19 protein-coding genes are annotated in these 21,053 nt (G+C 62.0%); 12 read left to right on the top strand and 7 right to left on the bottom strand.

All coding sequences use genetic code 11. From position 1 onward, the window contains the following. The first annotated feature begins 26 nt into the window (after window positions 1–26). From secA to G7016_RS14245, 3 genes are all read left to right on the top strand, one after another. Entirely contained in the window at window positions 27–2,768 is a 2,742-nt protein-coding gene (gene secA, locus G7016_RS14255) for a preprotein translocase subunit SecA (protein WP_181115346.1), read from the top strand. 90 nt (window positions 2,769–2,858) lie between these two features. Then, window positions 2,859–4,076, top strand: a complete 1,218-nt coding sequence (gene argJ, locus G7016_RS14250) for a bifunctional glutamate N-acetyltransferase/amino-acid acetyltransferase ArgJ (RefSeq protein WP_181115344.1) — start codon at window positions 2,859–2,861, stop codon at window positions 4,074–4,076. A 30-nt stretch (window positions 4,077–4,106) separates the two neighbouring features. Continuing rightward, window positions 4,107–5,078, top strand: a complete 972-nt coding sequence (locus tag G7016_RS14245) for a Nudix family hydrolase (protein ID WP_181115342.1) — start codon at window positions 4,107–4,109, stop codon at window positions 5,076–5,078. 62 nt (window positions 5,079–5,140) lie between these two features. Here the strand turns inward: G7016_RS14245 and G7016_RS14240 are convergent, their stop codons facing one another. The 4 genes from G7016_RS14240 to G7016_RS14225 are packed head-to-tail and all read right to left on the bottom strand — an operon-like array spanning window position 5,141 to window position 9,675. Next, window positions 5,141–5,707 (bottom strand): cob(I)yrinic acid a,c-diamide adenosyltransferase, encoded by a 567-nt coding sequence (locus G7016_RS14240; protein ID WP_181115340.1) that lies wholly within the window; start codon window positions 5,705–5,707, stop codon window positions 5,141–5,143. A gap of 1 nt (window position 5,708) precedes the next feature. Continuing rightward, the gene (locus tag G7016_RS14235) at window positions 5,709–7,751 is read right to left on the bottom strand and encodes a sensor histidine kinase (protein WP_181115338.1); all 2,043 of its coding nucleotides are present in this window, start codon (window positions 7,749–7,751) and stop codon (window positions 5,709–5,711) included. A gap of 48 nt (window positions 7,752–7,799) precedes the next feature. Continuing rightward, the gene (locus tag G7016_RS14230; protein WP_181115336.1) at window positions 7,800–8,720 is read right to left on the bottom strand and encodes a putative 2-dehydropantoate 2-reductase; all 921 of its coding nucleotides are present in this window, start codon (window positions 8,718–8,720) and stop codon (window positions 7,800–7,802) included. A 4-nt stretch (window positions 8,721–8,724) separates the two neighbouring features. Further along, window positions 8,725–9,675, bottom strand: coding sequence for a GGDEF domain-containing protein (locus G7016_RS14225; RefSeq protein ID WP_181115334.1), 951 nt, complete (start codon window positions 9,673–9,675; stop codon window positions 8,725–8,727). A 213-nt stretch (window positions 9,676–9,888) separates the two neighbouring features. Between G7016_RS14225 and G7016_RS14220 the strand changes: the two genes are divergently transcribed. Both G7016_RS14220 and G7016_RS14215 read left to right on the top strand, forming a co-directional pair. Continuing rightward, complete coding sequence (locus tag G7016_RS14220) at window positions 9,889–10,374, top strand: YajQ family cyclic di-GMP-binding protein (protein ID WP_181115332.1); 486 nt, start codon at window positions 9,889–9,891, stop codon at window positions 10,372–10,374. A gap of 96 nt (window positions 10,375–10,470) precedes the next feature. After that, a complete protein-coding gene (locus G7016_RS14215) occupies window positions 10,471–11,367 on the top strand; it encodes a mechanosensitive ion channel family protein (protein WP_181115330.1) in 897 nt (298 codons plus the stop codon). A gap of 10 nt (window positions 11,368–11,377) precedes the next feature. On the opposite strand, the gene G7016_RS14210 is transcribed toward G7016_RS14215, so the two are convergent. Continuing rightward, window positions 11,378–12,913: an AmpG family muropeptide MFS transporter gene (locus tag G7016_RS14210; protein ID WP_181115327.1), complete on the bottom strand. Its 1,536-nt coding sequence runs from the start codon at window positions 12,911–12,913 to the stop codon at window positions 11,378–11,380. A gap of 43 nt (window positions 12,914–12,956) precedes the next feature. Beyond that, window positions 12,957–13,307, bottom strand: coding sequence for an MGMT family protein (locus tag G7016_RS14205; protein WP_181115325.1), 351 nt, complete (start codon window positions 13,305–13,307; stop codon window positions 12,957–12,959). A 96-nt stretch (window positions 13,308–13,403) separates the two neighbouring features. Here G7016_RS14205 and G7016_RS14200 point away from each other — a divergent pair, with 96 nt between their 5' ends. From G7016_RS14200 to groL, 4 genes are all read left to right on the top strand, one after another. Further along, entirely contained in the window at window positions 13,404–14,414 is a 1,011-nt protein-coding gene (locus G7016_RS14200; RefSeq protein ID WP_181115322.1) for a DUF481 domain-containing protein, read from the top strand. A gap of 154 nt (window positions 14,415–14,568) precedes the next feature. Then, window positions 14,569–15,027, top strand: coding sequence for an FxsA family protein (locus tag G7016_RS14195; protein ID WP_181115319.1), 459 nt, complete (start codon window positions 14,569–14,571; stop codon window positions 15,025–15,027). 259 nt (window positions 15,028–15,286) lie between these two features. Next, a complete protein-coding gene (locus G7016_RS14190; protein ID WP_181115316.1) occupies window positions 15,287–15,580 on the top strand; it encodes a co-chaperone GroES in 294 nt (97 codons plus the stop codon). Window positions 15,581–15,638: 58 nt separating this feature from the next. Next, window positions 15,639–17,288, top strand: coding sequence for a chaperonin GroEL (gene groL / locus G7016_RS14185; RefSeq protein WP_181115314.1), 1,650 nt, complete (start codon window positions 15,639–15,641; stop codon window positions 17,286–17,288). 81 nt (window positions 17,289–17,369) lie between these two features. Here the strand turns inward: groL and G7016_RS14180 are convergent, their stop codons facing one another. Next, window positions 17,370–18,098: a phosphatase PAP2 family protein gene (locus G7016_RS14180; RefSeq protein WP_181115313.1), complete on the bottom strand. Its 729-nt coding sequence runs from the start codon at window positions 18,096–18,098 to the stop codon at window positions 17,370–17,372. Between the two features lie 175 nt (window positions 18,099–18,273). On the opposite strand from G7016_RS14180, the gene G7016_RS14175 reads away from it, so the two are divergent. The 3 genes from G7016_RS14175 to G7016_RS14165 all read left to right on the top strand — a co-directional run bounded on the left by G7016_RS14175 (window position 18,274) and on the right by G7016_RS14165 (window position 21,052). Continuing rightward, the gene (locus G7016_RS14175) at window positions 18,274–18,957 is read left to right on the top strand and encodes a response regulator transcription factor (protein ID WP_181115312.1); all 684 of its coding nucleotides are present in this window, start codon (window positions 18,274–18,276) and stop codon (window positions 18,955–18,957) included. Next, the gene (locus G7016_RS14170) at window positions 18,947–20,227 is read left to right on the top strand and encodes a sensor histidine kinase (protein WP_181115311.1); all 1,281 of its coding nucleotides are present in this window, start codon (window positions 18,947–18,949) and stop codon (window positions 20,225–20,227) included. The genes G7016_RS14175 and G7016_RS14170 overlap by 11 nt, the downstream gene beginning before the upstream one ends. Window positions 20,228–20,371: 144 nt before the next feature. Beyond that, on the top strand, window positions 20,372–21,052 hold the full coding sequence (locus tag G7016_RS14165; RefSeq protein WP_181115310.1) for a class I SAM-dependent methyltransferase: 681 nt from the start codon (window positions 20,372–20,374) through the stop codon (window positions 21,050–21,052). Window position 21,053: the final 1 nt, after the last annotated feature.

Here is a 21,053-nt window from a genome sequence, read left to right as displayed (position 1 = left end):
CCCTAAGTGTGGAAGATCCAGCCGATATGTTTGCGCCTTTGTTGAAAAAACTCTTTGGAAGCAAGAACGAGCGTGAAGTGAAACGCATGCTCAAGACGGTCGGTATCGTCAATGCCCACGAAGAGAAGATGGTCGCGCTCTCGGATGAGCAACTGCGCGCCAAGACCGCAGAGTTCCAGGCTCGCGTCGCCAAAGGTGAAACCCTCGACCAGTTGCTCCCCGAAGCCTTTGCCGTGTGCCGCGAAGCCGGCAAGCGCATCATGGGCATGCGCCACTTCGACGTTCAGTTGATCGGCGGCATGACCCTGCACGAAGGCCAGATCGCGGAAATGCGCACCGGTGAGGGTAAAACCCTGGTGGCCACGTTGGCGGTGTACCTGAACGCGCTGTCTGGCAAGGGCGTGCACGTAGTCACCGTGAACGACTACCTGGCCCGCCGCGATGCCAACTGGATGCGCCCGCTGTATGAATTCCTAGGCCTCACGGTCGGCGTGGTCACGCCGTTCCAGCCGCCGGAAGACAAGCGCGCCGCTTACGCCGCCGACATCACTTACGGTACCAACAACGAATTCGGCTTCGATTACCTGCGCGACAACATGGCGTTCAGCCTCGAAGAGAAGTACCAGCGCGAGCTGAACTTTGCGGTCATCGACGAAGTGGACTCGATCCTTATCGACGAAGCCCGTACGCCACTGATCATTTCGGGCCAGGCCGAGGACAGCTCGCGCCTGTACATGGAGATCAACCGGCTGATCCCGCGCCTCACGCAGCACATCGAGGAAGTGGAAGGCGAGGTGACCCAGCAGGGCCATTTCAGCATCGACGAGAAGAGCCGCCAGGTAGAGCTCAACGAAGCGGGCCACCAGTTCATCGAAGAACTGCTCACCCAGGCCGGCTTGCTGGCTGAAGGCGAAAGCCTTTACTCCGCCCATAACCTGGGCCTGTTGACCCACGTCTATGCTGGCCTGCGCGCCCACAAGCTGTTCCACCGCAACGTGGAATACATCGTCCAGGACGGCGGCATCCTGCTGATCGACGAGCACACCGGCCGCACCATGCCAGGCCGTCGCCTGTCCGAAGGCCTGCACCAGGCCATCGAAGCGAAGGAAGGCCTGAAGATCCAGGCAGAGAGCCAGACCCTGGCCTCCACCACCTTCCAGAACTACTTCCGCCTGTACACCAAGCTATCGGGCATGACCGGTACCGCAGACACCGAAGCGTTCGAATTCCAGCAGATCTACAACCTGCCGGTGGTGGTGATCCCGCCGAACCGCCCGCTCGCGCGCAAGGACTTCAACGACCTGGTGTACCTCACCGCGGAAGAGAAGTACGCGGCGATCATCACCGATATCAAGGAATGCATGGCCGTAGGCCGCCCGGTGCTGGTGGGTACCGCCACCATCGAAACTTCCGAGCACATGTCCAACCTGCTGCAGAAGGAAGGTATCGATCACAAGGTACTGAACGCCAAGTACCACGAGAAGGAAGCCGAGATCATTGCCCAGGCCGGCCGGCCCGGTGCGCTGACCATCGCTACCAACATGGCTGGCCGTGGTACGGACATCCTGCTGGGCGGCAACTGGGAAGTGGAAGTGGCGGCGCTGGAAAACCCCACCGAAGAGCAGATCGCCCAGATCAAGGCCGACTGGCAGAAGCGCCACCAGCAAGTGCTGGAGGCGGGCGGCCTGCACGTGATCGCTTCGGAGCGTCACGAATCCCGTCGTATCGACAACCAGTTGCGTGGCCGCGCCGGTCGCCAGGGGGACGCCGGTTCCAGCCGCTTCTACCTGTCGCTCGAAGACCCGCTGATGCGTATCTTCGCCTCGGACCGCGTGAAGAACTTCATGAAGGCGCTGGGCATGCAGTCCGGCGAGGCCATCGAGCACCGCATGGTCACCAATGCCATCGAGAAGGCCCAGCGCAAGGTCGAGGGTCGCAACTTCGACATCCGCAAGCAGTTGCTGGAGTTCGACGACGTGTCCAGCGAACAGCGCAAAGTGATCTATCACATGCGCAACAGCCTGCTGGCCGCCGAAAACATCGGCGACACCATTGCCGAGTTCCGCGAAGACGCGCTCAACACCATCGTTTCGCAGCACATCCCGCCGCAGTCGCTGCCGGAGCAGTGGGACATCGCCGGGCTGGAAGCTGCCCTGCAGGCCGACTTTGCGGTCAGCCTGCCGATCCAGCAGTGGCTCGACGAAGACGAGAAGCTCTACGAGGAAACCCTGCGTGAGCGCTTGTTGGCCGAGATTCTCGCGGCTTACAACGAGAAGGAAACCCAGGCAAGCGCCGAGGCTCTGCGTACCTTCGAGAAGCAGATCCTGCTGCGTGTGATTGACGACCTGTGGAAAGACCACCTTTCCACCATGGACCACCTGCGTCACGGGATCCACCTGCGCGGCTATGCCCAGAAGAACCCCAAGCAGGAATACAAGCGCGAATCCTTCACGCTGTTCCAGGAGCTGCTCGATTCGATCAAGCGCGACACCATCCGTGTGCTGTCGCATGTTCAGGTTCGTCGCGAAGACCCGGCCGAGGAAGAAGCCCGCCTGCGCCGCGAAGCCGAGGAGCTGGCGCAGCGCATGCAGTTCCGCCACGCCGAGGCCCCGGGCCTGGACGAGCCCGAAGTGCTTGTAGAGGGCGCGGAAGGCACGGTGGAAGCGGCACTGGCGCCGCTGCGCAACGAGCAGAAGCTGGGGCGCAACGAAGTGTGCTGGTGTGGCTCGGGCAAGAAGTTCAAGCATTGCCACGGGCGTATTGAATAGCCTGTTGGTTTGCTGTTGAATCACGCCGCGCCGGCTTTGTCGTCGCGGCGTTTATCTTTCAGGGCTCGTCCCTTTTTCAAGGAGTCATCAATGGCTGTCGGTCTCGGTCCCTTGCCCACCCTGCACCCCGTTCCCGGTTTTGAGTTGGGCATCGCCTCGGCGGGCATCAAGCGACCGGGCCGCAAAGATGTGGTGGTCATGCGCTGTGCCGAGGGCGCTACCGTGGCTGGCGTGTTCACCCTTAACGCCTTTTGCGCGGCGCCGGTTATCCTGGCCAGGCAACGCGTGGGCGGGCCAGTACGGTACCTGCTGACCAACACCGGCAATGCCAACGCTGGCACCGGCCAGCCCGGGCTGGAAGCCGCCGCCCGCACTTGTGAAACCCTGGGGCGCCTGGCGGGCGTTGAAGCGGCTGCCGTACTGCCGTTTTCCACTGGTGTGATCGGCGAGCCGCTGCCTGTGGAAAAGATCGAAGGCGCGCTTCAGGCTGCCCTCGATAACCTGTCCGAGAACAACTGGGCCGAAGCGGCCACCGGCATCATGACCACGGACACCCTGCCCAAGGGCGCCAGCCGGCAATTCACCCACGATGGTGTGACCGTCACCGTTACCGGCATCAGCAAGGGGGCGGGCATGATTCGCCCGAACATGGCCACCATGCTGGGCTACATCGCCACCGACGCCAAGGTGTCCCAGGCGGTATTGCAGGACCTGATCCGCGACGCCGCGAACAAGTCGTTCAACCGCATCACCATCGACGGCGACACGTCCACCAACGACTGCTGCATGCTGATCGCGACCGGCAAGGCGACGTTGGCAGAAATTACCGAAGCCAGCGGCCCGCTGTTCGCTGCCCTGAAAGCAGCGGTATTCGACGTGTGCATGGAAGTGGCGCAGGCCATCGTACGGGACGGCGAAGGCGCGACCAAATTCGTGACCGTGCAAGTGAATGGCGGCGGCAACCATCAGGAGTGCCTGGACGTCGGCTATGCCGTTGCGCATTCCCCCCTGATCAAGACCGCACTGTTTGCTTCCGACCCCAACTGGGGCCGTATCCTTGCCGCTGTCGGCCGTGCCGGCGTGCCAGAGCTGGATGTGAGCAAGATCGACGTGTACCTGGGTGATGTGTGCATCGCCAGCCAGGGTGGCCGTGCGGCCAGCTACACCGAAGAGCAGGGCGCCGCGGTGATGGCGCAGGCTGAGATCGGCATTCGTATCGAGCTGGGCCGCGGTGACTGCAGCGAGACCATCTGGACCACCGACCTGTCCCACGAGTACGTGAAAATCAACGCCGAATACCGCACCTGATCGCACGCACTGGCGCGGCATGGAGGATGTATGAAACGGGTTCATGTAGCGGCGGCGGTGATTCGCCGCTCCGATGGCAAGGTGCTGATCGCTCGCCGTAGCGCGGCGCAGCATCAGGGCAACCTGTGGGAATTCCCGGGCGGCAAGCTGGAGGAGGGCGAGTCGGCCCATGCCGGGCTTGCACGTGAACTGGCCGAGGAACTGGGCATCGAGGTCACGGCCGCTCGGCCGCTGATCAAGGTGGCCCACGATTACCCCGACAAGCAGGTGCTGCTGGACGTATGGGAAGTGGACGGCTTCAACGGCGAGCCTCACGGGGCCGAAGGTCAACCGCTTGCCTGGGTAGCACCAAAGGCGCTGGTGAACTATGACTTCCCGGCGGCCAACCTGCCGATTGTCAACGCAGCGCGTTTGCCCTCCACCTACCTGATCACGCCTGAGGGGTTGCCAGGGCCGGAATTGCTCGGTGGCCTGCGTACGGCCATCGCCCAGGGCACGCGGCTGGTGCAACTGCGTGCACCTAACCTCTATGACCCGCAGTATCGGGACCTTGCGGTCGATGCCGTGGGGCTGTGTGCCGGCAAGGCGCAGCTGATGCTCAAGGGCCCACTGGAGTGGCTGGGGGACTTTCCTGCCGCAGGCTGGCACCTCACGGCGGCCCAGCTGCGCAAATACGCAGCCAACGGCAGGCCTTTCCCGCCGGACCGGTGGCTCGCCGCTTCGTGCCACGGTCCTGAAGAGCTCGAACTCGCCGAGCGCATGGGCGTGGATTTCGTGACCCTGTCACCGGTGCAGCCCACTCAAACCCACCCGGAGGCGTCACCCTTGGGCTGGGAACAGGCCGAAGCGCTGATTGCCGGCTTCAGCAAGCCGGTGTTCCTGCTGGGTGGCGTAGGCCCCGAGGATCGCAATCGCGCCTGGAGCGCCGGCGCGCAGGGCGTGGCCGGCATCCGTGCCTTCTGGCCGGTGCCGCCGTCTCCGACTCAAAACCCAGCTGTGTAGCACCAGGCCAAGCCTGGGAACAGCTCACCTTGGAAGCGCGGCCGGCTTACAGGGTGAGTGGCCTACCTTGGCCCCTGTTGCTGCGCCCACAGCACTTCATCCACCCCTTCCAGCCTGGCGATCATTCTTGCCGCCACGAACAGCAGGTCTGACAGCCGGTTCAGGTAAGCCAGGCCTACGCCTTCCTGCGGTTCCTCACGGTGCAGGTGCTGGCAGCGCCGTTCGGCAGTGCGGGCCTGGCTGCGGCACAGATGAGCCTGAGCAATGCATACTGACCCCCCCGGCAGGATGAAATTTTTCAACGGGCCGAGCACCTCGTTCCAGCTGTCGATTGCACCCTCCACGCGCTGGATTTCGGTGTCGAACAGGGCCCGATGTCCAGGCATTGCCAGCTCGCCTCCCAGGTCGAACAAGCGGTGCTGGCAGGGGGCAAGGACAGTCATTACCTCCGCCAGGGCCGGCTTGTCTGCCAGGTAGGCCAGCAATAACCCCAGCTGGCTGTTGAGCGTGTCCACCTCGCCCATGGCCTCCACACGAGGATGGTCCTTGGCGACGCGGCGGCCATCACCCAGCCCGGTTTCCCCCGTATCGCCGGTACGGGTGTAGATCTTCGATAGCCTGAATCCCATTTCATGCTCCCAATGCGACGGCGCTGGCCACGGCTGGCTGCACCAGAGGCAAGCGCAGGGTAAAGCAGGTGCCTACACCTTCTTTGGACTGCACTTCCATCTGGCCCTTGTGGTTGTTGGTAATGATGAAGTAAGACACGGACAAGCCCAAGCCGGTGCCCTGGCCTACCTCCTTGGTGGTAAAGAAGGGTTCGAACATTCGTTTGCGTACGTTTTCCGGCATGCCCACGCCGTTGTCCTCAACCTGTAGCTCCGCCCAGCCGCCGTTGAGCCTGGTACGCACTACAATGCGCCCTGCTTCGGTGGGGTTTTCGCGCTGATGAATGGCCTGCGCGGCATTTTTGAGCAAGTTGAGCAACACCTGCTCAAGCTCGTTGGCGGTACCGGGCACCGGCCCCAGCCGCGGGTCGAATTGCCGCGTGATCGACTGCCCGCGAAAATCGAAGCCGATGCTCAAGTCGAAGTCGCTGCCAGCGATCTCGATCGCCTGGTCGATCAGCGCGGGGAGGTCGCACGGTGCCATCTGGCGATCGCTACGGCGGCTGAAGCTGAGCATGTGCGTTACGATTTTTGCCGCCCGCGCGCCCGCTCCCTGGATGCCATCGAGCAACTGTGGGATTTCCCTCGCTTCCAGGTACTGGGTGATCTTGTCGAACGGCACGCCGACGGTTTCGGCCTGCTCCCGGTTCTTCGGTAACTCTACCGATAGGCGCCGACGGATGTTCTGCACGTTATGCAGAATCGCGCCCAGAGGGTTGTTGATCTCATGGGCCATCCCTGCCGCCAGGCCACCCACTGACAGCATTTTTTCCGACTGCACCATCATTTCTTCAAGGGACAGGCGCTGGGTAATGTCGTCGATGCGGATGACCACGCCCCGCCCCGCGCCACCCGCCAAGGGATAGCAGGTGAGGGCGTAATGATGAGGTACGTCGTCCTTGAGCCAGGTTACGCGCTCCACCTTGACCACCCGATGCTGTTCCACGGTGGTCCTGAGTTGGGACAGGAAGGGTTTGAGGGGCTCGAAGGCCAGAAAGATCGGCTGGTTGAGGGCTTCGTCCAGTGGTGTGCCGGAAAGCGCGCTCGCTTCCTTGTTCCACTGGGTTACGTACAGCTGCTCATCCAATGCGATAAGCGCCGAAGGCATGGAGTCGATGATGCTGTTGAGGTAGTTCTGGAAGCCCGTGAGCTTTTTCTCGATCTTGCTGCGCACCTCCACTTCCAGCTCGAGCTTGCGGTTGGTATGGCGGGTTTCCTCGGCCAGGCCTTGGGCGGCGTCATAGGCCGCCTGGGAGTCGTCCCGGGCGCGCTTGAGCTGCTGTTCGCGGGCTTCCATGCGCGAAAGCATGGTGTTGAACGCTTCGGCCAGGCTGCCGATCTCGTCATGGTTGCCGGGCGCGGCGCGCAGTGAATAGTTTTCTTCGCGGGTTACCTGGCGGGTCAGTTCTTCAAGCTGGTAGATGGGCCGGGTGATCAGGCGGCGAATCTGCCGCGCGATCACCATCCACAGCAGCACGCTGAACACCAGGATGCCCAGGCTGGCGGTGAAAGTGCCGGTATAGAACGCCATGGGCAACTCGCTGCTGGCGACCAGCAACAGGTGCCCGGGCGCGCTGCCTGGCAAGGCCCCGGGGGCAGGTAGCTCGGCCACTTGTATGCTGCGGAACTCAGTGAGGCGCCAGTCATCCAGCGCGTCGAAATGCTTGGGCAGCGACAGCCTGGTGCCATGCTGCAGCTGCGCCAGGCGCTGCCCGTCGGCGCTATACACGGCTGCGGCGCGCAGGGGAGAGTAGCTGTCCAACTCGCGAAGCAGTGCGTTTGCCGCGTCGGCATCGATCGCTGCCCGCTGGGCCAGTTGGGGCTGGCTGACCAGCTTGCCAATGGTTTGCATGGCCTGAGGCGCCATGCTTTCGTGGGAAATCCAGTAGGCGGCAGTGATAAATGTGAGATTGGCCACTACCAGCACCGTCACCATCAGCACCAGCAGGGCGGCGAGCAGTTTTTGCCCGACGGGAAGGTTTTCAAGACGCTGTCGCAGAGGCATCGCAGATCCGGCTCACAGGGAACGGGCCGAGTGTAGCAAACACTGCACTCAGTCCGTTGGTAGCCCCTGGGTACGCAGCTTGGCCAGCAGCGCCTCGCGCATGGCATCCAGCGCGGGCACGGGCGTGCCTGCCTGCCGCGCCTGGGCACAGGCATAACCGATCAGGTAGTGAACCTCGGTACGCCTGCCAGCCGCCACGTCCTGATACATGGAGGAGTAGTTCTCGGCTGTCGCCTCGATAACCCTCTCCACGTCTTCGGCCAAGCCGCAGGCTGCGGTTGGCTGGCCAACGGCGTGCAGCAGCACTTCGAGTTCCTGGCACACAACGGCCAGCGTTCGCGGGTGCGCGCGCAAGCCGCCGTTGGGGCACTGTTCAAGCACCGTAAGGGGGTTGATGGCACAGTTGATTGCCAGCTTGCGCCACAGGCGCATCAGGATATCGGTGGTCCATTGATGAGGTATCGCCGCGCGAGTCAGGTCATCCAGCCAAACGGGCGCTGGGCCGCTCTGTGGCGTTCCCAGCCATGTGAAACCCTGGCCGGCGAAAACGACCGCGCCATCGGGGCGGGCCCAGGCGCCTTCGGTGGTTGAGGCGAAGATCACCTCAGCCTTTGGCAGCAGACTGGCCACCGCTTGTTGGCTGCCAAGGCCGTTCTGCAGCAGGACTACCTGAGCGCCATTCGATAACCGATGCCGCACGCTCGCCACTGCCGCTTCTGCATCGTAGGCCTTGCAGGCCACCAGCAGGCGTTGGATAGGGCCTGGCGCGTCGGCGGTTTGCGCTGGTAACGCGAAGCCCGTTTCACTGATGCCTTCTATCAGCCGCAAACCCGGCCCCTGCTGATAGCGGCCAAGGCGCGCGGCATCTCGCAGCAGTAGCCGCACGGGCAACCCGGCGCGGGCGAGCCGGCAGGCCCACAACGTACCTACGCTGCCCACGCCGAGTACGTACCACGGGGCATCGGTCATGAGGTCAGGCTTTAGCAGGCAAGCGCCGGGCGTTCACCAGCCCAGACTGATACGCTTCCTGCAGCAGCCGGCTGGCTTCGCCGAACAGGCTCAGCGGCTCCACCGGCAGGCTTTTCTCATCCAATCCTACCAGGCTGATCCCCGCACGAAGGTCTACCAGGCCTGCGCTGGTCATGAAGCCTTTGAGGTTGAGGCCGTCATGCAGCCGCTTGAAGCTGCTCGGCGCGCACTCTTGCAAGCTGCGGGGGAGGGTGAGCAGGACAAAGTGGTGCTCGTCTACCCGAGCGAGCACATCGAGTGGGCGAACCATTTGTTGTAGCCGACGCCCTACACCTTGCAGCAATTCGTCGTAGAATTCCTCGCCGTATTCGCGCTGAAGTGCGTCGGCGTTCTGCAAGCCAATCAGCAGGTAGCACAGCGCGCCGCCGCGCGCCTGGATCTGTCGCAGGCTGTCTTCGAGCTTTTGCCGCAGGTAGCGGCCGTTGCCCAGGCCGGTGAGCGGGTCCACCAGGTTGCGCTGTTCAAGGCTGGCGATATTGTCGCGTAGCAGGCGGTTTTCCCGGCCGAAGCGCTGCAGCATGCTGTACAGGCGATCACCGGCATGAACTCGCGCCAGCAGCTGCGCGTCGATCAACGAGGGTGGTAACAGGTCATCGATGCCCAGGTCGGCCGTTTCGTCGAGCAACTGCTCGCTCTCACGGGGGTCTACCAGCACCACCCAGGTATGGTTTTCGGTGGCTTCGTCCAGCACCCGCACCTTGGAAGCCAGGCGCAGGCCCTCGTCGCCGGCAGTTACCAGCAAGTCGGCCGAGCGCTGGTCCATTTCGGCCAATGCGCCGGCAACCGCACAAAGGCGCACGTCGGTGTAACCGCCCTGCAACAGCAACTCGGCTGCGCCATCGCGCAAGCCGGCATCATCGATGGCCAGGAGGATACTCAGGTTGGGGTTCGACATCTGACGCTCGCAATAAAGGAAAGGCCGCTGTGTAACGGAAACAATGCTATCCATGGGCTTGTGACCGATTCGCGAGGAAAGCATGTCGCAATGCTGGCACTCGTTATAATGATCCGCGCTTTTGGTCGTCAAGCCAGGTGAGCAGGTTTATCGTGCTTAACCGACAAAAACACCCTGTAAGCTGCTAATGCGTAACATTTTGGAGAATATTCAATGCCCTCGTTCGACGTAGTGTCCGAGTTGGACAAACACGAAGTCACCAACGCCGTCGACAATGCCGTGAAAGAGTTGGAACGCCGCTATGACCTCAAGGGAAAGGCGCAGATGTCGTTCAACGAGAAAGACAAGACTGTGAACCTGACCGCTGAAGCGGAGTTCCAGCTTGAAGCCACGCTGGAAATCCTGCGCATGGCGCTGGTGAAGCGCAAGATCGACGTCCAGTGCCTGGAAGTAAAGGACCCTTATGCTTCCGGGAAGGAAATGAAGCAGGACGTGGTCTTGCGTGAAGGCCTGGACAAGGAAATGGCCAAGAAAGTCGTGGCCCGCATCAAGGACGCCAAGCTCAAGGTACAGGCTGCCATCCAGGGCGAGCAGGTGCGTGTGACCGGCAAGAAGCGCGACGACCTGCAGGAAGCCATGGCGCTGCTGCGTGGCGAGCAATTCGGCATGCCGCTGCAGTTCAACAACTTCCGCGACTGAGTACCGGGGAACCATCGGGGGCGGCAGGGCGTCGGACGGCTGTTGACTGAGGCGACCGGTTCGCCCCTCTCGGATAGCTGAAACAGGAGACGCCCCATGGATCTGAACGCTGAAGTAGATCACCTCGTCCGCGCCTCGCAGGCCTGGATACCCATGATCATGGAATACGGCAGCCGTGTGCTGCTGGCTGTCCTTACGTTGGTCATCGGCTGGTGGCTGGTGAACAAGGTCACCCGGGAGATCGGCAAGCTGCTCGCGCTGCGCCATGCCGACCTCGCGCTGCAAGGGTTCATCAGCACCCTGGCCAACATCATTCTGAAAATACTGTTACTGGTCAGCGTTGCCTCGATGATCGGTATCGAAACCACGTCCTTCGTTGCCGCCATCGGCGCTGCCGGCCTGGCGGTAGGGTTGGCGCTGCAGGGCAGCCTGTCGAACTTCGCGGGCGGGGTGTTGATTCTGCTGTTCCGGCCATTCCGCATTGGTGACTGGATCGAGGCCCAGGGCGTATCCGGTACCGTGGACGCCATCCAGATCTTCCATACGGTGCTACGTACCGGCGACAACAAGACCGTTATCGTGCCTAACGGCAATTTGTCCAACGGCATCATCACCAATACCAACCGCCAGCCTACCCGCAAGATCACCCTGGACATTGGCGTGGACTACGACGCGGACCTGCAAAAAGGGCGGGAAGTATTGCTCGGCCTGGCCAAGGACCCGCGCGTGCTGGAAACCCCCGCGCCCGAAGCCGTGGTGGCCGCGCTTGGAGACAGTGCGATTACCTTGTCGCTGCGCCTGTGGGTGAACACCGGGGACTATGGCGGCGTGCTGAACATGCTCAATGCCGAGGTTCGAGACCGCTTGCGTGCCGAAGGTATCGATATCCCGTTCCCGCAGCGCGTGGTGCGCGTAGTGCAGGAACAAAGCAACGCCGCGCCCGCGCCTGCCCCGCAGATCCTCACGCAATCCAAGGAACAGGGCCAGGCCTGACTGGCAGCTCCTAGGGCGGCGAGGGCTTATCCTCTTCTGCTTCGGCGATGTTGTGATATCGCCAATGAAGCAGGATGAGGATCAGCGTAGGTACGCCCATCAGCGCGGTAATGAGGAAGAACGTGTGGTAGCCATACTTCTCCACCATTACCCCTGAATAGCCGCCGATCAAGCGCGGCAGTAGCAGCATGATCGAGCTCAGCAGGGCGTATTGCGTCGCCGAGAACTTGAGGTTGGTGAGGCTGGAAAGGTAAGCCACGAACGCCGAGGTCGCCAGGCCGGAGCTGAGGTTGTCCAGGGAGATGGTCACCATCAGCATTTTCAGGTTCGGCCCCATGTCCGCCAGCATCAGGAACAGAATGTTAGTCGCCGCCGACGCCGCGCCGCCGATGAACAGGATCGGCATGATGCCGAACCGCACGATCAGCAGCCCACCCGCGCCCGCACCCAGTAGCGTCATGACCAGGCCGAACAGTTTGCTCACACTGGCGATCTGGTCCTTGGTGAAGCCCTGGTCGATGTAGAACACGTTGGCCATCACGCCCATGACCGTATCGGACATCCGATACGTGGCGATCAGCCCCAATAGCAGCAGTGCCTGCCAGCGGTAGCGCAGGATGAAATCGTTCACCGGCGTAAGCACCGGCGCCAACCCGCGCCTGCCGAGGGACGAGAGGCACAGCGCGGTGAGAATGGTGTACAGCAGTGCCCGCAGGAAGGCCCGGTCTTCGAGCAGCAGGTCGAGCGGGCTCATGTCACCGCTGAGCACACTGGCGAAATCGGTGTTGTACAGCTGCGTGAACATGGCTGGCACCGACACCAGCAGAATGATCAGCACCACCACCGAGGCCACCTGGTGAATGAACCCGTAACGCGCGGCAGACAGCTGCGTGCGCAGCGGAACCGGGGGCTCGCGCATCAGCAGGGTGGTCACCAGCGCCGGTACCATCATCACGCCGAATAGCAGGTAGGTACCGGCCCAGGCGCGGTGCAGGTAGGCAAAGCCGGTAGACCCGAACCATTCGGCGAAGAACAGCGCCCCGGCGGTTGCCAGAAGCGCGGCGACTCGATAGCCAGCCATATAACTGGCCGCCAGCGCGGCCTGCCGCTGGTCGCCGGCGATTTCCAGGCGGTACGCGTCTACGGCGATATCCTGGGTGGCGGAGGCGAACGCAACCACCACGGCAATCGCAATCAGCCACGGCAAGTGCTTTTGCGGATCGCAGAAGCTCATCCCGATCAACCCCAGGATTACCAGGGCCTGCGCGAGCACCAGCCATGAACGCCGCCGGCCCAGGCGCGCGAGCACCGGCAATCGCCATTGATCGAGCAGCGGCGACCATACCCACTTGAAGGCATAGGCCAGGCCGATGAGGCTGGCATAGCCGATGGTTTCCCGAGCGACCCCGGCTTCACGCAGCCAGACCGAGAGGGTAGAAAACACCAGCATGTAGGGCAGGCCAGAGGCGAAGCCGAGAAGCAACAGCACCAGTGTGGAGGGGCTGGCGTAGGCGGCCAGGGCGGCGCGCCAGGTTTTACCGGGCATGGGCGAAGCTGTGCCTCAAATCTGCAAAAACAAAGCGCGCACTCTAACCGCTGTGCTCGCCCGGGCGCCAGCCATGCCGCCGGATATCCACACGATTCCCGCTAATGGTCAATCCTTCGGCGCGCAAACGGGCCCGCTGCTCATCGCCGCTGGGGCTTCCCGCCGGCAGGCTCAGGCGCCCGCCAGCGGCGATCACACGGTGCCAGGGCAGGCTTGAGCCTTCCGGCAGCTGGCTTAACTGGCGCCCTACCCAGCGCGCAGCGCGAGCGAGCCCTGCCAGCTCGCCCAGTTGCCCATAGGTCACCACCCGGCCTTCGGGGATGGACGCCAGCGTGGCGTACAGCGCCAGCTTGCGGGAATCTGGTAACGGCTCGGTTACATTATTGCTGGGCATGTGGCGGAACTCGTTTCGCATAATCGGGTCAGTCCTGAGTCCTTCGTTATCGCAGGATAAGGCCGATCTTCCACGAAATAGAGTCCGTAGTTGCCTATGTTCCCCAGAACCCTGTTGTGTGTGGCTGTTACCTGCACCATGTCTTCGGCCTTCGCCGACACCGTCTGGATGAAAAACGGTGACCGCCTCACCGGCACCATCAAGGTGTTCGACGGCGGCAAGCTGATGCTCGACACGCCGTATGGCGGGTCCATCCCGGTGGACATGAAACAGGTGAAAACCCTGGAAACCGACCAGCCCTTGCTGGTGCGTCAGGACGCTTATGACAGCGAAGTGGCCAAGTCGCTCAAGCCCGCCGATGAGGGCAAGGTCATCCTGGCCAATGGCGACGCCCCCAAGACGGTCGAGCTGGCGAGCATCCAGCAGCTGATGAAGCCCAAGCCGCTGGTCCAGGACCTGAGCTGGAAGGGTAACATCGACGCCGCTCTGGACTTCAAGCGCGCTGAAACCAACACCGACGATTACAACATCGCCTTCAAGACCACGGCCCGTCATGGCCGGTGGCGGCATATCGCGGACGGAGAATACAACCGCGAAACCGAAGATGGCGTGACCGGCACCGACAACTGGGCCATGGAGTATTCCCTGGACCGGTTCATCACCGACCAGTGGTACTGGCAGGGCCGCTTGAATTACAAGCACGACAACATCGAAGACATCCGCCGCCAGCGGACCGTGGGTACCGGCCCGGGTTACCAGTTCTGGGACAACGAGCTGGGCGCCTTCTCGCTCGGTGGCCTGTTGAACCGTACCGATTACCAGTTTGCCGACGACACCAAGGAAAACTTCTACTCGGTGGCCCTGAAGTGGGACTACAACCGGTTCCTGATCGGGAAAACCGTCGAGCTGTTCAGTACCGGCGAGCTGGGCCGCCCGCTGAGCAACGTGGCTGACTACAGCCTGGATGCCGAGGTAGGGCTGCGCTACAAGGTTACCGAATGGGCCTCGCTCAACCTCAAGTATGAGAAAGACCTGATCACCGGCACCAGTGACAATAACGACCTGGACAGCAGCCGTTATACGGCGGGCTTCGGGGTTACCTGGTAAGCGCACAAGGCCCGGGGCAATACCTCGAAACATCTGCGCCAGCCCAAGGCTGGCGCGGCTTGCATGAGTGTTTACCCGCTTTGCGACAAGCACACGCTTGAAATGAAGCGTATCGTCGGCACATATACGGGTGACTTTCGCCGAGGATATTTCAATGCGTGCCTTTCTGTTGCTGCTGCTCCTGTTTCCGGTGCTGGAGCTCTACGTTTTCTTTCGGGTGGGGTTGGCCATTGGCTTTTTCCCGGCCCTGCTGTTGATCATCGCGGGCTCTGCCCTTGGCGTTCTGGTACTGCGCGTGGCGGGCCTGGCCACCGCCTTGCGTGCACGGGAAAGCCTGCGCAGCGGCCAGCTGCCCGCCGAGGATATGCTGAACGGGGCAATGATCGCCGCTGGCGGCCTGTTGTTGCTGTTGCCGGGCTTCATCAGCGACCTGGTTGGCGTGCTGCTCCTGCTTCCGCCAACGCGTAACCTGCTGGCGGGCAAGATCGGTGACCGCATGCAGGCCCAGGCGATGCGTCAGCGCGCGTTCAGCGACGCAGGCCCGGACGTTTCGCCTCCGGGGCCACGCCGGCCCAACGTGATCGAAGGCGAATACGAACACCGGGATTCCTGAGTACACCTTCCACGCCGCGCCCCCATTTTCGGGGGCGCGCTGCTTTTTGCCGGGCCATAAAGCGCAAAAATTTTTTTAAGCCGGCCTTGTAATTGAAGTGCGTGGCCTCATGTATGGGTCACCGCAAGGTTCCGGCCACAGCAGCCGGTCAATAATCCGCGTTGGGCATCTTGCGCAGCGCGCCCGGCGAAAGCCGGACTGCATCAAGTGGCCTGGGCGAACCTGGCCGATGGACAACCATAATTAGGAGAGATCGACAATGAAGCTTCGTCCTCTGCATGACCGCGTCGTCATTCGCCGCAGTGAAGAAGAGTCCAAGACCGCCGGCGGCATCGTTCTGCCTGGCTCCGCCGCCGAGAAGCCAAACCGTGGCGAAGTCGTCGCCGTTGGCACCGGTCGCGTTCTGGACAGCGGTGAAGTGCGCGCCCCGGCCGTGAAGGTAGGCGACAAGGTCGTGTTTGGTCCCTACTCGGGCAGCAACACTGTCAAGGTTGATGGCGAAGACCTGCTGGTAATGAGCGAGAACGAAATCCTCGCCGTTGTCGAAGGCTGATCAGCCCGCTGAGTGCCTCTGATATTCCGTCACGACTTCTGATTCAAGGAAAACGATCATGGCTGCTAAAGAAGTAAAATTCGGCGACTCCGCTCGCAAGAAAATGCTGGTTGGCGTTAACGTCCTGGCTGACGCCGTCAAGGCTACCCTGGGCCCGAAAGGCCGCAACGTGGTGATCGCCAAGAGCTTCGGCGCTCCGACCATCACCAAGGACGGCGTTTCCGTTGCCAAGGAAATCGAACTCAAGGACGCCTTCGAGAACATGGGCGCCCAGCTGCTGAAAGACGTAGCCTCCCGCGCTAACGACGACGCAGGCGACGGTACCACCACCGCTACCGTTCTGGCCCAGGCCATTGTCAACGAAGGCCTGAAGTCGGTCGCCGCTGGCATGAACCCGATGGACCTCAAGCGCGGCATCGACAAGGCGACCATCGCCATCGTCGCCGAGATCAAGAAGCTGTCCAAGCCATGCGCTGACAACAAGGCCATCGCTCAGGTCGGTACCATCTCCGCCAACTCCGACACCGACATCGGCAAGATCATCGCCGAAGCCATGGAAAAAGTCGGTAACGAAGGCGTTATCACCGTTGAAGAAGGCTCGGGCCTGGAAAACGAACTGTCTGTGGTTGAAGGCATGCAGTTCGACCGTGGCTACCTGTCCCCTTACTTCGTGAACAAGCCAGACACCATGGTAGCCGAGCTGGAAAGCCCGCTGCTGCTGCTGGTTGACAAGAAGATCTCCAACATCCGCGAACTGCTGCCAGTACTGGAAGCCGTCGCCAAGTCGGGCCGCCCGCTGGTAATCGTCGCTGAAGACATCGAAGGCGAAGCCCTGGCTACCCTGGTTGTCAACAACATGCGCGGCATCGTCAAGGTTGCCGCTGTCAAGGCGCCTGGCTTCGGCGATCGCCGCAAGGCCATGCTGCAGGACATCGCCATCCTCACCGGCGGTACCGTGATCTCCGAAGAAATCGGCCTCACCCTGGAAACCACCACCCTTGATCACCTGGGTACCGCCAAGCGCGTAACCATGACCAAGGAAAACACCACCATCGTCGATGGTGCCGGTTCCAAGGAAGACATCCTGGCTCGCGTTTCCCAGATCCGCGCCCAGGTTGCCGATACCTCGTCCGACTACGACCGTGAAAAACTGCAAGAGCGCCTGGCCAAGCTGTCCGGCGGTGTTGCTCTGATCAAGGTCGGTGCCGGTACCGAAGTCGAGATGAAAGAGAAGAAAGCCCGCGTTGAAGACGCCCTGCACGCTACCCGCGCAGCCGTCGAAGAAGGCGTGGTGCCTGGCGGTGGTGTTGCGCTGGTTCGTGCACTGCAGGCCATCTCCGAGCTCAAGGGCGAGAACGAAGACCAGAACGTCGGTATCGCGCTGCTGCGTCGCGCTGTTGAAGCACCGCTGCGCCAGATCGTTGCCAACGCTGGCGACGAGCCAAGCGTAGTCGTTGACAAGGTCAAGCAAGGTTCCGGTAACTACGGCTACAACGCCGCTACCGGTGAATACGGCGACATGATCGAAATGGGCATCCTGGACCCAGCGAAAGTGACCCGTTCCGCGCTGCAAGCCGCGACCTCCATCGCCTCGCTGATGATCACCACCGAAGCCATGATCGCTGACCTGCCAGACGACAAGGCTGGTGGCGGCATGCCTGACATGGGCGGCATGGGCGGTATGGGTGGCATGGGCGGCATGATGTAAGCCCGGCTGACCCCAGCCCCTGAAAAACCCCGCCGGTAAAACGGCGGGGTTTTTTTATGGTTTTTTTATGGCTCGGACTGGCTATGAACCGGTTGGCAGGCTGGCCGCTAACGCACGTGTTGCTGGCCGGCGGTACAGCACCAGCCGGTAGGCGCCCAGGCAGATCCACCAGCAAAACACGGCTGTCCATACGTTGTGCGAAAAGAAGTGCGCGCCCTGCAGCATCCGGCCCACGGAAAACACTATGCCCAACCCCAGGGCAACGCCAAAGGCTGCGCGTGCCAATCGAGGCCGCCGATCCCGGAGCGCAAAATACAAGGCAAACAAGGTAAAGCCGGTCGCGGCGTGGCCACCGGGCCAGCACCGGCCTGGGTGATCGGTTGCCGGGCGGCTTTCGAACACCTTGCTGTAGGTTTCGCTACCGCCGAACTGGGTCAGGCTCCAGGGGCACTGAACTTCGGTCACCGCCTTGAGCGGCGTCACGAAACTGGTGGATAGCGCCATCGACAGCACCACGCAGCCGAGTTCGCGTCGCCAGGGTTTAAGCCGGGCCAGTACCATCGAGCCCAGAAATGCCGCCACCGCCAGAAGGCCGATCACGATCACCGCTTGCTTGGCGCGGTCATGCAGTACATCTTCCAGAAAGGCGCTGTGTCTTCCCAGGAACTGCCTGGCACGGCTGTCATAGGCCAGCCTGGCCAGCCACATATCCAGGTTGGTGAACTCAAGCAACAGCAGGCCAAATACCAGCAGCGCGGGAATTCCCAGCGCCAGGGGCCAATTGAGCGGGCGTGTGTAGCGGGCAGTCATGAAGCCTCCAAAGCCGGGCGTGGCCGATGGCGCAGCACTTTCGCAAGGCTGCCGTAGCCCGACCGTCAAGGGCGCGTGAAAATTTTGCGGTGAGGATTTGCGCTAGCACTGGGCCGCGAACAGGGCGTAAGCTGCGCCGGTTTCCGGTCGTGCAGCGTAAAAAGAGGAACCATCCATGCGCATTCTCGTGGTCGAAGACAACCGCGACATTCTTGCCAACCTGGCCGATTACCTGGGCCTGAAGGGCTATACGGTGGACTGCGCCCAGGACGGGCTTTCGGGCCTTCACCTGGCCGCCACCGAGCACTATGACCTCATCGTGCTCGACGTGATGCTGCCCGGGATCGACGGCTACACCTTGTGCAAGCGCCTGCGCGAAGATGCCCGCCTGGACACGCCGGTGATCATGCTTACGGCCCGTGACCAGTTGGACGACCGCTTGCAGGGCTTTCGCAATGGCGCAGACGACTACCTGGTCAAGCCCTTCGCGCTGTCGGAATTGGCCGCCCGCATCGAGGCGGTAATGCGCCGCGCCCAAGGCGGAGGAAAGCGCACCTTGCAGGTGGGCGACCTGCATTACGATCTGGACACGCTGGAGGTGGTGCGTGAGGGCAAGCTGCTCAAGCTTAACCCGGTCGGCCTCAAGCTGCTGGCGGTGCTGATGCAGAAAAGCCCTCACGTGTTGCGCCGCGAAGTGCTTGAAGAAGCGCTCTGGGGGGATGATTGCCCCGACAGCGACAGCTTGCGCAGCCATGTGCACCAGCTGCGCCAGGTCATCGACAAGCCCTTCGCCAAGCCCCTGCTGCAAACGGTGCATGGCGTAGGCTATCGCCTCACCGAGGGCCGGGATGGAGTTTAAGCAAAGCCTTGCACAGCGGATCATCATCGCCTTCGCGCTGATGAGCGCGTTGGTGGCAGGGGCGTTCGCGGTGGGCATCGTAGCGACGGTGCACCTTGTGGAAGAAAAGCTGATTTCTGCCGGGCTGGGTGGGGACCTGCAGCGCCTGTTGCTCATGGACACCATGGACGACTGGAGCCATCGGCCCGAGCCGGACCAGCTGTTCTACTTCAGCAATGGCCGCGGCGATTTCGCACTGCCCAAAGACCTGCGGCACTTGTCTGCGGGTTTTCACGAGGTCTTTCGCGGCGACCTTTCCTACCATGCGATGGTAGAAATCATTGACGGCCGCCGTTACGTGCTGCTGCAGGACCAGAGCGATTTCGAAGAGCGTGAACGTATTCTTTTCGCCGTTGTGGTGGTGGGCTTCGTGCTCAGCCTTGCATTGGCGGCGTTCCTTGGCTGGGTATTGGCACGGCGGGTGATGGCCCCGGTCATCCGGCTGGCCCGGCAGGTTCGCCATCGCGATCAGTTGCTCGGGCTGGCCCCACCGCTGGCCCCGGACTATGCCGAAGACGAAGTGGGGCAGTTGGCTGTCGCCTTCGATGCCACCCTTGGCCGGCTGCGCCAGGCGCTGACCCGCGAGCGGCTGTTCACCAGCGATGTCAGCCACGAGCTGCGCACACCGCTGATGGTACTGGCGACGTCCTGCGAGCTGTTACTGGCCAATGACCGCCTCGACGAACGCGCCAGGGCCCAGGCAGAGCGAATCACCCGCGCGTGCGAAGAGATGCGCGAACTGGTACAGACCTTCCTGATGCTTGCGCGCGCCCAACGTAACGAGACCATGGCTGCACAGATCACTTTGGCCGAAGTGGCCCAGGACCTTCTGGCGCAATGGCGCCAGCCCATCGAGCAAAAGGGCCTGACGTTGCTGTACGAGCCAGGCGAGGCAACTGATCATCGCTACAACGCTACCTTCCTTCACACGGTGATGAGCAACCTGTTGCGCAATGCGCTGCATTACACGGATCAAGGGTTCATTCGCTTGAGCCTCAACCCGGCGGGCTTCAGCGTCGAAGACACTGGCGTGGGCATCCCTGAAGAAAAACGCGAAGCGATGTTCCAGCCATTCGTGCGCGGGAACGAGAAGCGCGGCGAGGGGCTTGGGCTGGGTCTTTCGCTGGTGCAGCGGATCTGCGATGACCAGGGCTGGACCGTTACGCTCACCACCAATGAGCCCCAGGGCTGCGTGTTCCATGTTGTGCTGGGAACACCCGGCGGTGCGTAAACAGGGTTTCACCTGCCTCTGATTGAAACATCTGGCAACGCACCCAGCGCCCTGTTAACGTCTTATTACAGTTTTTTCACATTTAGACGACTCGGTGATTACCTCCTGCAGCCTATGGTGCCCGGCATGTTCCAGGAGGTTCAAATGAGCGATCCGATCAAGCTCGAGTTTTCCGAAAAGTACGACGAAGCCCATGCGCGGCGATACTTCCACAAGCACCAGAACGGCTTGTCGCGTCGCCTCTCGCACCTGCGGGATGTGCAACTGGCGCGCAAGGCCCTGGAGCTGGCGGGCGATCCCAGCCTGGTGCTCGACCTGCCGTGCGGCGCGGGGCGGTTCTGGCCCATGCTCGCCGAGAAAGCGAACCGTGTGATCATCGGTGCCGATAACTCACCGGACATGGTCGCCACGGCTTGTAAAATGCAGCCGCCGCACGTGGTGGAGCGGGTTCGGCCGATGCAAACGTCGGCGTTTGACATTGATTTGCCAGATAGCGCTGTGGATTGCATTTTCTCGATGCGCTTGATGCATCACATCGGCGAGTCGAGCCACCGCTTGGCCATGCTTCGCGAGTTTCACCGTGTGAGCCGGGATTCGGTCATTCTTTCCTTGTGGGTGGATGGCAACTTCAAGGCGTGGAAGCGCCAGCGTTCGGAGCGCAACCGCGCCAGGCGAGGTGAAGCACCGAAGTACCAGAACCGTTTCCTGTTGCCGGTAAACACCGTGGAGGCCGAGTTTGCCAAAGCGGGCTTCCGGATTCAGGAGCGTCTCGACTTTTTGCCGCTGTATGCCATGTGGCGAGTGTATGTATTGCGTAAGGAGTGAC

Origin of the sequence: Pseudomonas japonica (assembly GCF_013522925.1) — a bacterium.
In the GTDB taxonomy this organism is placed as follows: Bacteria; Pseudomonadota; Gammaproteobacteria; order Pseudomonadales; family Pseudomonadaceae; genus Aquipseudomonas; species Aquipseudomonas japonica_A.
This window is presented reverse-complemented; position numbering and strand designations above follow the sequence as displayed.